This is a genomic window from Pseudomonas sp. MPB26 (assembly GCF_046605355.1).
Lineage (GTDB): Bacteria > Pseudomonadota > Gammaproteobacteria > Pseudomonadales > Pseudomonadaceae > Aquipseudomonas > Aquipseudomonas cedrina.
Window position 1 is genome coordinate 982,980 of the sequence record NZ_CP176793.1, and the last position, 14,014, is coordinate 996,993.

The 14,014-nt window shown below is 61.7% G+C and carries 11 protein-coding genes; 1 reads left to right on the forward strand and 10 read right to left on the reverse strand.

Annotation, left to right across the window (positions count from 1 at the left end; genetic code table 11):
- Positions 1-20: 20 nt before the first annotated feature.
- The 3 genes from ACLH0H_RS04655 to pmbA form a co-directional block, all read right to left on the reverse strand.
- Positions 21-1,397 (reverse strand): class II fumarate hydratase, encoded by a 1,377-nt coding sequence (locus tag ACLH0H_RS04655; protein WP_411381166.1) that lies wholly within the window; start codon positions 1,395-1,397, stop codon positions 21-23.
- Positions 1,390-1,785, reverse strand: coding sequence for a FagA protein (locus ACLH0H_RS04660; protein WP_411381167.1), 396 nt, complete (start codon positions 1,783-1,785; stop codon positions 1,390-1,392). Before ACLH0H_RS04660 ends, ACLH0H_RS04655 begins: the two co-directional genes overlap by 8 nt.
- A gap of 143 nt (positions 1,786-1,928) precedes the next feature.
- Positions 1,929-3,275: a metalloprotease PmbA gene (pmbA, locus tag ACLH0H_RS04665; RefSeq protein WP_411381168.1), complete on the reverse strand. Its 1,347-nt coding sequence runs from the start codon at positions 3,273-3,275 to the stop codon at positions 1,929-1,931.
- 108 nt (positions 3,276-3,383) lie between these two features.
- Here pmbA and yjgA point away from each other — a divergent pair, with 108 nt between their 5' ends.
- A complete protein-coding gene (gene yjgA, locus ACLH0H_RS04670) occupies positions 3,384-3,905 on the forward strand; it encodes a ribosome biogenesis factor YjgA (RefSeq protein WP_076951170.1) in 522 nt (173 codons plus the stop codon).
- 45 nt (positions 3,906-3,950) lie between these two features.
- Here yjgA and tldD read toward each other — a convergent pair whose 3' ends face one another.
- The 7 genes from tldD to mreC form a co-directional block, all read right to left on the reverse strand.
- A complete protein-coding gene (gene tldD, locus ACLH0H_RS04675) occupies positions 3,951-5,393 on the reverse strand; it encodes a metalloprotease TldD (protein WP_411381169.1) in 1,443 nt (480 codons plus the stop codon).
- Positions 5,394-5,409: 16 nt separating this feature from the next.
- Positions 5,410-6,258, reverse strand: a complete 849-nt coding sequence (locus tag ACLH0H_RS04680) for a carbon-nitrogen hydrolase family protein (RefSeq protein ID WP_411381170.1) — start codon at positions 6,256-6,258, stop codon at positions 5,410-5,412.
- A 48-nt stretch (positions 6,259-6,306) separates the two neighbouring features.
- Positions 6,307-10,122 (reverse strand): YhdP family protein, encoded by a 3,816-nt coding sequence (locus ACLH0H_RS04685; protein ID WP_411381171.1) that lies wholly within the window; start codon positions 10,120-10,122, stop codon positions 6,307-6,309.
- A 75-nt stretch (positions 10,123-10,197) separates the two neighbouring features.
- Positions 10,198-11,655 (reverse strand): ribonuclease G, encoded by a 1,458-nt coding sequence (gene rng / locus ACLH0H_RS04690; protein WP_076951166.1) that lies wholly within the window; start codon positions 11,653-11,655, stop codon positions 10,198-10,200.
- A gap of 71 nt (positions 11,656-11,726) precedes the next feature.
- On the reverse strand, positions 11,727-12,323 hold the full coding sequence (locus tag ACLH0H_RS04695; protein ID WP_411381172.1) for a Maf family protein: 597 nt from the start codon (positions 12,321-12,323) through the stop codon (positions 11,727-11,729).
- A gap of 51 nt (positions 12,324-12,374) precedes the next feature.
- Complete coding sequence (gene mreD / locus ACLH0H_RS04700) at positions 12,375-12,863, reverse strand: rod shape-determining protein MreD (protein WP_186688315.1); 489 nt, start codon at positions 12,861-12,863, stop codon at positions 12,375-12,377.
- Positions 12,863-13,999, reverse strand: a complete 1,137-nt coding sequence (gene mreC, locus ACLH0H_RS04705) for a rod shape-determining protein MreC (RefSeq protein ID WP_411382363.1) — start codon at positions 13,997-13,999, stop codon at positions 12,863-12,865. The genes mreD and mreC overlap by 1 nt, the downstream gene beginning before the upstream one ends.
- Positions 14,000-14,014 lie beyond the last annotated feature (15 nt).

Sequence of the window (14,014 nt, forward strand, 5' to 3'; positions counted from 1 at the left end):
CTCCAAAGCAGGGTCGGTGATTACACGCCACCAGCCGTGAGCTTTTCCGGATCCAGCAGGACTTCCAGTTGGCTGCGCGGCAAGTCAGTGTGCTCGAGGGCGACATCAATCACCGGGCGGCCCTGCTGATAGGCCGTCTTGGCGATCTCGGCAGCCTTTTGGTAACCGATGATCGGGTTGAGTGCGGTGACCAGGATCGGGTTGCGCGATAACGCTTCCTTGAGCTTGGCTTCATTGACCTTGAAGCTGGCAATGGCCTTGTCTGCCAGCAAACGGCTGGCATTGGCCAGCAATTGGAGACTGCTGAGCAGGTTCTGGGCGATGACCGGCAGCATCACGTTCAGCTCGAAATTGCCCGACTGGCCGGCGACGGTGATCACCGTGTCGTTGCCGATGACCTGGGCGGCGACCATGGCGGTCGCTTCCGGGATCACCGGGTTGACCTTACCGGGCATGATCGAGGAGCCCGGCTGCAGGGCTTCGAGTTCGATTTCGCCCAGGCCGGCGAGCGGGCCGGAGTTCATCCAGCGCAAGTCGTTGGCGATTTTCATCAGCGACACGGCGGTGGCTTTCAACTGGCCGGAGACAGCAACGGCGGTGTCCTGGGAGCTGATCAGCGCAAACAGGTTCTTGCCTGGGGTGAAGGTCACGCCAGTCATGGTGCTCAGTTGCTGGCTGAAACACGCGGCGAACTGCGGGTGTGCGTTGACTCCGGTGCCGACCGCCGTGCCGCCTTGGGCCAGCGCTTGCAAGCTTGGCAGCAAATCCTGCAAATGCCCGATGTTGGCCTTGAGCTGCTGCGCCCAGCCGTTGAGCACCTGGCTCATGCGCACCGGCATGGCGTCCATCAGGTGCGTGCGGCCGGTCTTGATGAACGGGTGGACCTCTTCGGCTTTCTGCTCGATCACCTGAACCAAATGCAGCAAGGCCGGCAGCGTGCGCTCATGCAGCACCAGCGCAGCACTGACGTGGATCGTGGTCGGAATGATGTCATTGCTGCTTTGGCCGCAGTTCACGTGGTCGTTGGGGTTGACCGGCTCGCCCAGCAAACGGGTCGCGAGGGCTGCAATCACCTCGTTGGCATTCATGTTGGAGCTGGTGCCGGAACCGGTCTGGAAGATATCCACCGGGAAGTGCCGCATGAAATCACTTTCGAGCAAACCTTGGGCGGCATCGACGATAGCCTTGCCCTGCCCTGCGCTGATTTGCTCGAGGTCGACATTGACCTTGGCGGCGGCGGCTTTGGCCAGAATCAATGCGCGAATGAATTGCGCCGGCATGGGTTGATGGCTGATCGGGAAATTGTTCACCGCGCGCTGGGTCTGGGCGCCGTATAAAGCCTCGGCGGGCACCTGCAATTCGCCCATGCTGTCGCGTTCGATACGGGTATCACTCATCGGAGGATCCTTGGACCAGGTCAGTAACGGAAAGGGAAGGCAGCAATTGGCACGTAGCCAATTGCCAGGCCAGGGTCTGCCAGCGCTTGAGGCGGCAGGCACAGTGGGAGAGCTTTTCCAGATCGCGCAGTGGGCGCCAGGCCTGATCCAGGCACATGGAACGCCAATGCCAGGGCAGCGCGATATCGCTGGCTGTGTCGAGTAGCAAACGGAATGAGGTTTCAGCGATCGTCCATGGATGGGTGGCGTTGCAGCACACCAGGTACCGCCCCTCATCGAGGTAATGCTCGATCAAGCGCGGCTCGTTGGGGTCGAGGCCGCAACGAATCTGGCGACTCATCCAGCGCCAACTCTCAAGGTAAGGATCCTCATGCAGGACAGGCTTCATGATCCACACTCACTCGGTAATGAGATTTATTATTAAATGATATTAAGAATCAAAACAAGGGCGGCGTGTTAATCCCTTGCCACGCCCAAAAAAAAACGCGCCATCTTCAAGACGGCGCGCCTTTGGGTGAAGCGATGAGAGGATCAGCTACCAGCGACAGTCATTCGCTCGATCAACACCGAACCTGTACGAATGTTGCTGCGCAGTTCCAAGTCATTACCCACCGCGACGATCTGCTTGAACATATCGCGCATGTTGCCAGCGATGGTCACCTCCTGGACGGCAAATTGAATCTCGCCGTTTTCCACCCAGAAACCCGCGGCGCCACGGGAGTAATCACCGGTAACCATGTTCAAGCCATGGCCCATCAATTCGGTCACCAGCAGGCCACGCCCCATGCGCCGCAGCAGGGCGGCCTGGTCTTCGTCGCCGTGGGTGACGAACAGGTTGTGCACGCCACCGGAGTTGGCAGTGCTCGGCAGGCCGAGTTTGCGGCCGGAATAGGTGCTCAATACGTAGGAGACCAACTCGCCGTTCTCGACAAACGGCTTGGCATAAGTCGCCAAGCCATCGCCATCGAACGATGTGCTGCCCAGGGCGCGCATCAGGTGCGGGCGTTCGTCAATGGTCAGCCACTCGGGAAACAGTTTCTGGCCGATCGCACCTTCGAGAAACGAAGATTTGCGGTACAGATTGCCACCGGAAATCGCCCCCAGGAAACTGCCGAACAAACCACCGGCCAGCTCTGCGGAAAACAGCACCGGCACTTCACAGGTTGGCACCGGGCGCGCACCCAGGCGACTCGCCGCACGTTGCGCGGCGCGTTGGCCAATGCTGACCGGATCCGCGAGCAGGTCACCCTGGCGGTTCACGTCGTACCAGTAATCGCGTTGCATCTGGCCGTTGGCCTCGGCGATCATCACGCAGCTCAGGCTATGGCGCGTAGAAGCATAACCGCCGATAAAACCATGACTGTTGCCGTACACGCGGCACCCCTGGTGAGTACTCAACGTGGTGCCATCGGCGTTCTTGATGCGGGCATCGGCGTCGAACGCCGCCGATTCGCAGATCAACGCCTGCTCGATGGCCTGCTCCGGCGTGATGTCCCAGGCGTGGAACAGATCGAAATCCTGCAGGTCCTTGGCCATCAGCGCCTTGTCGGCCAAGCCCGAGCTTTCATCTTCGGAGGTGTGCTTGGCGATCGCCAATGCAGCGGCCACGGTTTCGCGAATCGCCTCCGGGCCGCTGGCCGAGGTACTGGCCGACCCTTTGCGCTGCCCTACATACAAAGTAATGCCGAACCCTTGGTCGCGATTGAACTCAACGGTTTCCACTTCTCGCTGACGGACCGACGTCGACAGCCCTTGCTCCAGCGACACCGCCACTTCACAGGCGCTGGCCCCCTGGCGCTTGGCCTCGGCAAGGATCTGCTCCACTTGTTCCTGCAGTGCCGGTAACGCTTGCGGACCGACGCTTTGGGCTGCACTCATGGTTTTCTCCACTCAAATTCTGCTTTCGGTTAAGGCCATCGAGCGACCGGGCCGGACAAGCGGCCCCCGACTGGTTATCATGGCGGCGTTTCTTTGCGGACTGCCACCATGGTTGATTCTTACGACGACTCCCTCGATGGGGAGAAAAGCAAAACCCAGGTCAAACGTGAGCTGCATGCTCTGGTTGACCTCGGCGAGCGCCTTACAACGCTCAAGAAGGATTTGATTGCAAAACTGCCGTTGACCGACGAAATGCGCCGGGCTTTGGCGGATGCGCCCAAGCACACCGCGAATATCGCGCGTAAACGGCACATCATGTTTATCGGCAAACTGATGCGCGATCAGGACACTGACGCCATTCTGGCCTTGCTTGATCAAACCGATGCCTCCACTCGCCAGTACAACGAACGCTTCCATAACCTGGAGCGTTGGCGTGACCGCCTGATTGAGGGCGATGACGCCGTGCTGGAGAAATTCGTGCTGGACTATCCGGATGCGGACCGCCAGCAACTGCGCTCCCTGATCCGTCAGGCCCAGCACGAGCAGGCGCATAACAAAGCGCCGGCCACCAGCCGTAAAATCTTCAAGTACATCCGAGAGCTGGACGAGACTCAACGCGGTCTGCGCTGATCCTCTTCCCCGGGTGGCGGTCTTCGCCACCCGAAGCTCCACGGCTCACGACCCCGTGCCACCCACGGTGATCGCATCAATCTTCAGCGTTGGCTGGCCGACACCCACCGGCACCGACTGCCCATCCTTACCGCACGTGCCCACACCGCTGTCCAGCGACAGGTCGTTGCCGACCATCGACACCTTGCTCATTGCTTCCGGGCCGTTACCGATCAACGTTGCCCCTTTGACCGGCGCGGTAATCTTGCCGTCTTCGATCAGGTATGCCTCGCTGGTGGAAAACACGAACTTGCCGCTGGTGATATCCACCTGGCCGCCACCGAGGTTGGCGCAGTAGATGCCGCGCTTTACCGAAGCGATGATTTCCGCCGGATCGCTTTGGCCACCGAGCATGTAGGTATTGGTCATGCGTGGCATCGGCAGGTGCGCATAAGATTCGCGGCGGCCGTTACCGGTGCGGGCAACCCCCATCAGGCGAGCGTTGAGCTTGTCTTGCATATAGCCCTTGAGCACGCCGTTTTCGATCAGGGTGGTGCACTCGGTTGGGGTCCCCTCATCATCCACGCTCAGCGAGCCACGACGCCCGGCCAGGGTGCCGTCATCGACGATAGTGCAGAGCTTGGACGCAACCATTTCGCCCATGCGCCCGCTGTAGGCCGAACTGCCCTTGCGGTTGAAGTCCCCTTCCAGGCCATGCCCGACCGCTTCGTGCAGCAGCACACCGGACCAGCCCGAACCCAGCACTACCGGCAGGGTACCCGCCGGTGCCGGAATCGCTTCCAGGTTGACCAGCGCCTGGCGCAGCGCTTCACGGGCATACCCCATGGCGCGGTCATCACTGAGGAAATAACGGTAGTCGGTACGCCCGCCGCCGCCATGGCCGCCGCGCTCGCGACGGCCGTTCTGCTCGACGATCACACTCACGTTGAAACGCACCAGCGGCCGTACATCCGCCGCCAGGCCGCCATCGGTGGACGCCACCAGGATACGTTCCCACACGCCGGCCATGCTCACGGTGACCTGCTGGATACGTGGGTCCAGGGCACGGGTGGCCGCGTCGACACGCTTGAGCAGCTCGACCTTTTCCGCGCGGCTGATCACTTCCAGTGGGTTCTCCGGTGCGTACAACTGGGCCACGTCCTGGGTGCTGAATGCCTGCACCGTGCCGTTTTGCCCGGCGCGCGAGATCGAGCGCGCAGCACGCGCCGCCAGGCCCAAGGCTTCCAGGGTGATCGCGTTGCTGTAGGCGAAACCGGTTTTCTCGCCGGATTGCGCACGCACGCCGACACCCTGATCAAGATTGAAACTGCCTTCCTTGACGATCCCGTCTTCCAACGACCAGGACTCGGAGATCTGGCCCTGGAAATACAGATCGGCCGCGTCAATGCCCGGCCCGGCCAGATCGCCGAGCACGGTTTGCAGACTTTCGATGGTCACGCCACCGGGTGCCAGGAGGTGTTCACTGACTGAGGACAACAACTCGCTCATAGGTATGGCCTTAAATTCATCGTTCCGAAGCAGGCCGCTGTGCGCCCTGCGAGAAAAAGCGCCGATGGTTGACCACCGGCATGCGCGCCCGAATCGACGCCTGTTCACTGCTATCGCGCTCGGCCAACAACACCGCTTCGCCTTTGTCCTGTTGCGCCAGCACGCGCCCCCACGGGTCGACAATCGCCGCGTGCCCATGGGTTTCCCGTGGGCCTGGATGCACACCGCCCTGGGCGGCCGCCAGCAGGTAGCACTGGGTTTCGATGGCCCTTGCACGCACCAGCACATCCCAATGCGCGGCGCCGGTCACGGCCGTAAACGCCGAAGGTGCGCTAATCAATTGCGCCCCCGCCGCACGCAACTCGCTGTAGAGCTCGGGGAAGCGCAGGTCGTAACATACCGTCAGCCCCAGGCGGCCGACCGGTGTATCCGCGACCACCACGTTGCCCCCGAAAGCATAGTCATCAGACTCGCGATAGCGACCTCGAGCGTCCGCCACATCGACATCGAACAAATGCAGCTTGTCGTAACGGGCAATGGTCTGGCCGCGATCATCGACCAACAGCGAGCAGGCATGTGGCTTGGCGTGCGGTTGATCCTCGGGTGGCAACGGCAAAGTACCGGCCACTATCCATAAGGTGAGGTCGCGGGCGGTCTGTTTCAACCATGGCAGGATCGGGCCGTCGCCCAGCGCTTCGGCGCGGCCGATATCGGCCACATCGCGACGGCCCATGGCGGCGAAGTTTTCGGGCAGCACCGCCAACTTCGCACCCCCCGCCGCCGCTTGCTCCAGCAGACGCCGGGCCTGGGCCAGGTTGGCCAGCACATCGCTCTGGCTGACCATTTGAATTACCGCAAAGGACATGGGCCGACACTCCCTGAAGGATAGGTCGCCATGCTACTCCACAGGCTCTCAGTTTGGCTTTTCAAATGGCTTGTCGAAGGTGATTTTCGGGTCTTTCCATGGGCCTTCCACCTTGTATTGCACGCTGGCGAAGCGCGCAACACGGTCACCGATCAGCTTGTCGATCAGGAACAACGCACCGCCAATCGCCGGCGCGCCCACGATCAGCGCGGCGATCGGCAGGTTATTGGTGACCGGCAGGGTGACCAGCAGCTTGGCGTCAACCCGGTCGGCGACCAAGTCCAGGGTGCCGTTGAGCTCCAGGTTGGTCGATGGCCCGGTCATGGTGATCGGTTCACGGGTCACGAACACACCGTCACTGGCGGCCAACAAGCCTTTGACCCGGTCATAGCTCAAGCCCTTGCCGAGCAAGTCGGAAAAGTCCAGGCGCAACCGGCGCCCGATGGAGTTGAAGTTCAGCAGGCCGAATACCCGCAGGGCCTGGGCACCGCCTTCCACTTCCACGAACTGACCGTTGCGGAATGCCGCGTCCAGGCTGCCCGAGAAGCGCTTGGGCCCTACATAGGCCGGCGAACCGGGCCAGCGACCATCCACGTCCAGATGGAAATCCTGGCTGGTGACGGTCGGTGCATAACCCCACCCCTTGAGCACATCACCAATATTCTTGCCGTCCAGGCGGCCCTTGTACCAACTGCCGCTGGCGCCCGCGGCGCCCTCCCAACCACCGGCCCCCTTGAGCTGCATGCCCTTGAGGCCCAGGTCCAGGTTAGTGAACGCCAGGCCCTTGGCGGTCGGGCGGATTTTCAGCGACCAGGCGCCGACCAGGTCCGGGCCTTGGAACAACTGGTCTATGGCGATATCCAGCGCCGGAATATCCTTCGGATCGATGCTCGCCAATGGGTCCGGCGCGTTTTCGTCCGCCTGCACCGTCGGGTCCACCGCCGGCAGTTTCACGTATTGCAGGTTGATCGCAATCGGTGCGCCCTTGGCGTCCGGCAGGTTGACCGTGCCCTTGGCCTGCTGGCTGTCGAGCTGCAAGCCCCACGCCGCCTGCTTACGGTCCAATTGCAAGTTCACGCGATCAAACTGGGTGCCAAAACCGGTCAGTTTGCCCACCTTGAAATCGGCGCCGCTGAGCAATTGCTTGGCACTGCCGCCAGGGTCGTTCCCGGCGTACTGGTTGACGAGCTTTCTCCAGGGATCGATATCCAGTTCCGACAGCACGCCGCGAATACGCAAGCCCCTGGCACCTGGCAGCACCGCATCGCCATCACCGAGGAACAGCTCTCCCCGGCCATCATTAAATTTGTCCGGCGGCGCGGCAAAAGTAAAATTCGCCAATTCGCCGTAATCGAACCAATAGCGGCGCTCGGCGCCCTGCAGGGTCATGCGAAATACGCTGTCACGGCCCTGGCTGGCTGGCATGCCGAACGGCGCGGGCAAATCCACCGCCACGCCCTTGAGGTTCGAGCTGACCATCAGTTGGCTGTCGGCGCCGCTCAGGTCCAGTTGCAACTGGTAGGGAATATCACCGGAGACCGGCAACGGCTGAGTGACGTTCAGCCAGTCCGTCAGCCGCTTGACCGTTACCTGGCCCTTGGCAACCACGCGCGTGCTGACAGTGCCCGGCTTGCCGTCGGCAAAAATCTGCGCGGTGATCGGCCGGTCGAACGCCTGGGCCGTGATGTTCTGGCCACTGAGGCCCTTGGTGCTGTCAAAGCGGAAATCGCCCTTGAGCTGGGTCAGGTCAAGGCTGGGCTCCGCCAGTTGCAGGCGCGCCTTATCGGTCTTGAAGTCCACCACGATTTTAGGTTCGGCGCCCTTGGTCAACGGAATATCCAGGTCGAGATTGCCTTGCAGGTCGCCCTCGCCTTTCCAGCCGGCGAAGGTCGATGCCGTGCCGATCGGTGCTTCCTGGAGAATCTTCAGGCCATCACCCAAACCCCCGGCAAAACCACCCGTCAGCAACAGATGGCTGTCCTTGCCGGCAAGCGCATGGGGAATATTGACGTAGATGTCCTTGACCTTGGTGTCGAGCAACTGGCCTTTGCTGGCCAGGATGCGTACGCCGCTCTCCTCGACAAACACTTCACCGTTGACCTTGCTCACATGGGGCCAGCCCGGCTGGAACGCCAGTTCGGCGTCATGCACCTTGAAGAACAGGCTGATATTGCGCGAAGCCGGCAACGCGCCGTGGTTCAGCGAACCCTGGTACTGGAAGAAGCCCTGGTCCACCGCGCCCTTGAGAATCGCGGTGCGCAACCATTCATCCAGTGCCGGGCTCAACACCGCCGGCAGGTACTTGGGGGTGAAGCGCCCGTCGCCATCGACCATGCCGACGCGCAGGTCCATGTAGTCTTCCTGGCTGTGGTCGAAATGCAGGCGAATCAGGAAGTCGGCGGCGATCTTGCCCTCCTCGCCCAGCACTTTGATATAAGGGGCGATCAGGGTGAAGCCTTGCTTGTCCAGCTTCCAGGTCAGGCGTGCATTGGCCTGCAGATACTGCCAGGGCTTGGCGAAGATCGGGTCGAGGTGCAGGGAGAAGTCCTTGCTGTCCATGCGCAGCTCGCCATGGCCCAGGTCGCCGCTGATACTGCCCGACACGTTACGCGCGGCCGGCGCGCCAGAGTAGGCATCGAAACCGATGCGCTCGAGGTTGGCGGCGAAGCTGACTTTTTGATCGGTGGTGTCTTGAGGGCGAAAGTCCACCAGCACATTACGCAGCAGGCCGGTGGCCTTGAGGTGCTCGATGGTTTTGGCGAAACCCTCCGGCAGCGGCGCCAGGGCATTGAGCAGTGGCGTGAGCGGCGTCAGGTCCAGGCGATCGGCCTGAAGTTTCCAGATTTCCTGGTCCTTGTCGGTAGCCAGGGTCTGCTGGAGTTGCAGGCGGGATTCCCAACGGGTTTGCCCCAGGTTCATCGCCAGGGAGTCGAACAGCACCTTGAGGCCGGTGTCGCTGCGCTGCAGGTAGGCGGTGAGCGCAAGGTTTTCGACGTGCACAGGCTTGCGCTCGGCGTAACGGCCTTTGACTTGAGGCGAGTTGAGGCGCACCACTGCACTTTGCACGGTGCCTTTGGCCCAGGTCAGCCAGAATTCGCCACCGGCCTTGAATTGGCTGAGTGCCCACTGCTGGGTCAACTTGGCCGGGATCCACTTGGCCCAATCGCTTTGCGGCAGGCTCAGGTAGGCCTGGACTTCGCCGTCCTTCCACTGAGTGGCGCGAATACGCGTGCGCAGGCTCAAGGCGAGCGGCTGACCATCGGGCAGGGTCAAGCGCGCGTCCAGACGCTGGCGGGTCATGCCGGTTTGCAGGCTCAGCCCGACATACGTCAGCGTCACGGGTGCCTGGTCAAACGGTTGCAACGTGACTTGGCTGTCGAGCAGCGACACACGCTTGACCCGCTGCATGCGCATGAGCAACTGCTCCGGGTCCAGCGGCTGGTCGTCGCGCAGCGGCAGGCCCTGGAGGGCCCACTTGCCGTCCTTGTCCTCCTTTACGCTGAGCTGCAAGCCACTGACTTGCAAATGCGCAATGCGCACTTCGCGAGCCATGAGGCTGGCCCAGATATCCGGCACCATTTCGACCTGGTCCAGGCGCAGGGCACTGCTGCCCTCGCCCACCATCACATCATGGGCCAGCAATACCGGGGCGAAGCCGCTCCAGCGGCCTTCAAGACTGCCGATATGCAGGGGCATGTCCACCGCAGCCTGGGCCTTGGCTTCGACTTCCCCACGGTATTCGGCCACCAGTGGGGTCAATTCACGACCCAGGCTCACATACACGGCCGCCAGTACCAGCAGCAAGGCGCAAAGGCCCAGGCCCCAACGGGTCAAAGCGGCAAAAAAGCGTATCAGACGCTCCATGTCAGGCGACCCTCAAGGCGGTAGGCGGACGGCAGATCAACGTCTGCCCGTCGAATAAAGGAAAACGGTTGGGGATCAGAGCAGCACCACGTCATATTGTTCCTGGGAATACATGGTTTCGACCTGGAAGCGAATCGTGCGCCCGATAAACCCCTCCAGCTCGGCAACGTTGCCGGACTCTTCGTCCAGCAGCCGATCCACCACTTTCTGGTTGGCGAGTACTCTATAACCTTCGGCCTGATAGGCTCGCGCCTCTCGTAGGATTTCACGGAAAATCTCGTAGCAAACCGTTTCCGGCGTCTTCAATTTACCGCGCCCCTGGCAACTGCTGCACGGCTCGCACAGCACCTGCTCGAGGCTTTCGCGGGTGCGCTTGCGGGTCATCTGCACCAGGCCCAGCTCGGTAATGCCGATGATGTTGGTCTTGGCGTGATCGCGTTCCAGCTGCTTTTCGAGAGTACGCAGCACCTGGCGTTGGTGCTCTTCGTCTTCCATGTCGATGAAGTCGATGATGATGATGCCGCCCAGGTTGCGCAGACGCAGCTGGCGGGCAATTGCGGTAGCTGCTTCGAGGTTGGTCTTGAAGATCGTCTCTTCGAGGTTGCGATGGCCGACGAACGCGCCCGTGTTGACGTCAATGGTGGTCATGGCTTCCGCCGGGTCCACCACCAGATAGCCGCCGGACTTGAGTGGTACCTTGCGTTCCAGGGCTTTCTGGATTTCATCTTCGACGCCATACAGGTCAAAGATCGGCCGTTCGCCAGGGTAATGCTCCAGGCGGTCGGCAATTTCCGGCATCAGCTCGGCGACAAACTGCGTGGTGCGCTGGAAGGTTTCCCGCGAGTCGATGCGAATTTTTTCAATCTTCGGGCTGACCAGGTCGCGCAGTGTGCGCAGGGCCAGGCCCAGGTCTTCGTAAATGACGCTTGGCGCGCTGATGGTCTTGATCTGCACGTCGATCTGGTCCCACAACCGGCGCAGGTAACGGATGTCCATCAGGATTTCATCGGCGCCCGCGCCCTCCGCGGCGGTGCGCAGGATAAAACCACCGGCCTCCTTGATGCCTTCGGCGGCTACGCAATCGCTGACCACCTTCTTGAGGCGTTCGCGCTCGGCTTCGTCTTCGATCTTCAGGGAAATGCCGACATGGGCGGTGCGCGGCATGTAGACCAGGTAGCGCGACGGAATCGACAGCTGCGTGGTCAGGCGAGCGCCCTTGGAACCGATGGGGTCCTTGGTGACTTGCACCACCAGGCTCTGCCCTTCGTGCACCAGGGCGCTGATGCTTTCGACCGCCGGGCCTTCGCGCAGGGAAATTTCCGAAGCATGGATAAACGCGGCACGATCCAGGCCGATGTCGACGAAGGCGGCCTGCATCCCCGGCAACACGCGCACAACCTTGCCCTTGTAGATATTGCCGACGATCCCGCGCTTCTGGGTGCGCTCCACGTGGACTTCTTGCAGAACACCGTTCTCTACCACCGCCACGCGCGATTCCATCGGCGTGATATTGATCAGAATCTCTTCACTCATGGCTGGGTCTCGTTCAGGCGTTTTCACAATAGTGACCGATCGCTTAAGGCTGGGCGCTCAAGTAGAGGCGTTCAGCGCACGGTTAGGTTTTGCCAACAGGGTATGCCGAATTGGCCGAGCAGTTGCGCGGTTTCGCACACTGGCAGGCCGACCACGGCGGAATAACTGCCATTGAGGCCGGCGACAAACACTGAACCCAGTCCTTGAATAGCATAGCCGCCCGCCTTGTCCTGAGGCTCGCCACTGTGCCAGTAGGTCGTAGCCTCCTCGACAGTAATCCCGCGAAAAAGCACACGGCTGATTACGCATTGCGTTTCACAACGCTGGCCGTCGGTGACCGCGATGGCGGTCAGCACTTGGTGTTCACGTCCCGCCAGGGCCATCAGCATCGCCAAGGCATCTGCCTGGTCCACGGGTTTGCCGAGGATCTTGCCATCAACCATCACGGCAGTATCGGCACCCAACACACAGGCGTCGGCGGTTTGCTCAAGCGCAGCGAAACCCGCCATCGCCTTGCCGCGCGCCAAGCGCTCGACGTAGGAAACGGCGGATTCATTTGTAAGAGGGGTTTCATCAATAGCGGCGCTGACCACGGTGAAGGGCACACCGATCTGGGTCAACAGTTCACGCCGCCTCGGGGAGCCCGAGGCCAGGTATAGCGAATTCATTGCAGACTCTCCCTGTAGGGTTCGATAACCAGGCAGAGCCTCGCAATCCATTCAATTGATCTTATAGCGGCGACGTAACCCACGCAGGCCGAAGCTGATCCATGGCCATAGCAAGGCGCTGACCAGGGCCGGCAATACCAGCGCTAGCGTAGGCTGACGATTACCGGTCAATGCGCTCAGCCAGAGCTGAACAAGCTGCGCCAGCCCGAAGATCACCAGGATCACCAGGCACTGCTGCCACATCGGGAACATGCGCAGGCGCTGCTGCAACGACAGCACCAGAAAAGTAATCAGGGTCAGGATCAATGCGTTCTGGCCCAACAAGGTGCCATACAACACGTCTTGCGCCAAACCCAGGAACATGGCGGTGACCATGCCGACTTTATGCGGCAGGTTCAGCGACCAGAAGGCCAGCAGCAAGGCCAGCCAGAGCGGGCGCAGGATCTCCATGAACTGTGGCAGTGGCGAGACACTGAGCAGCAGGCCGACGGCAAAGGTCAGCCAAACGATCCAGCCATTGCGCGAATGAGTACTGGCCATTATTCCTCCCTCTGCCGCGTGGTTGCCGGGGCAGTCGCCGCCGGGCGTGCGGCCGGGGCGGCGGCAGGCGGTTTAGCCGCCGGCGTGGTGGTGGCTGGCGTCGACGCGGAAGGTTTGGTTGCGGCCGGTTTGACCGGGTGCGCCGCCGGCTTGACGGGCGTCGCGGCAGGCGCAACCACTGCCGGGGTGGCCGCAGGGGTGGCAGGTGCCGGGGCAGGCTTGGGCACGGTGGAAGGAATGACCGGCGCAGTGCCGTTCTTCTTGTCTTCCGCCTCCTGGGCCTGGGCAGCGTCGTTGGCCCGCTCTTCCGGAGTGCGGTTGTCGCTGAACACCAGCAGCAGGTAGCGGCTGCGGTTCAACGCGGCGGTAGGCACGGCGCGCACAATGGCGAACGGCTGGCCGGAATCGTGGATCACTTCCTTCACCGTCGCCACCGGGTAGCCCGCCGGGAAACGCTGACCCAGCCCGGAGCTGACCAACAGGTCGCCTTCCTTGATGTCGGCGGTATCGGCCACATGCCGCAATTCCAGGCGCTCGGGGTTGCCGGTGCCGCTGGCAATCGCACGCAGGCCGTTGCGGTTGACCTGCACCGGAATGCTGTGGGTCGTGTCCGTGAGCAGCAATACCCGCGAGGTGTAGGGCATCAGCTCGACCACCTGACCCATCAGGCCGCGGGCATCGAGCACCGGCTGGCCGAGGACCACACCGTCGCGTTCACCCTTGTTGATGATGATACGATGGGTAAAAGGGTTCGGGTCCATGCCGATCAACTCGGCCACTTCGACCTTTTCATTGACCAGCGCTGAAGAATTGAGCAACTCGCGCAGCCGAACGTTCTGCTCGGTGAGGGCCGCGAGCTTTTGCATGCGCCCCTGCAGCAGCAGGTTTTCGGTCTTGAGTTTTTCGTTCTCTGCAACCAGCTCGGTACGGCTGCCGAATTGGCTGGCCACGCCCTGGTACAGACGTTGCGGCAGGTCGGTGATCCAGTAAGTCTGCATCAGCACCAGCGACATTTGGCTGCGCACCGGTTTGAGCAGCGCAAAACGGGCATCGACCACCATCAGCGCGACCGATAGCACGACCAGCACCAACAGGCGCACGCCCAATGAGGGGCCTTTGGCGAAAAGCGGTTTAATAAGCCGCTCCTCCCA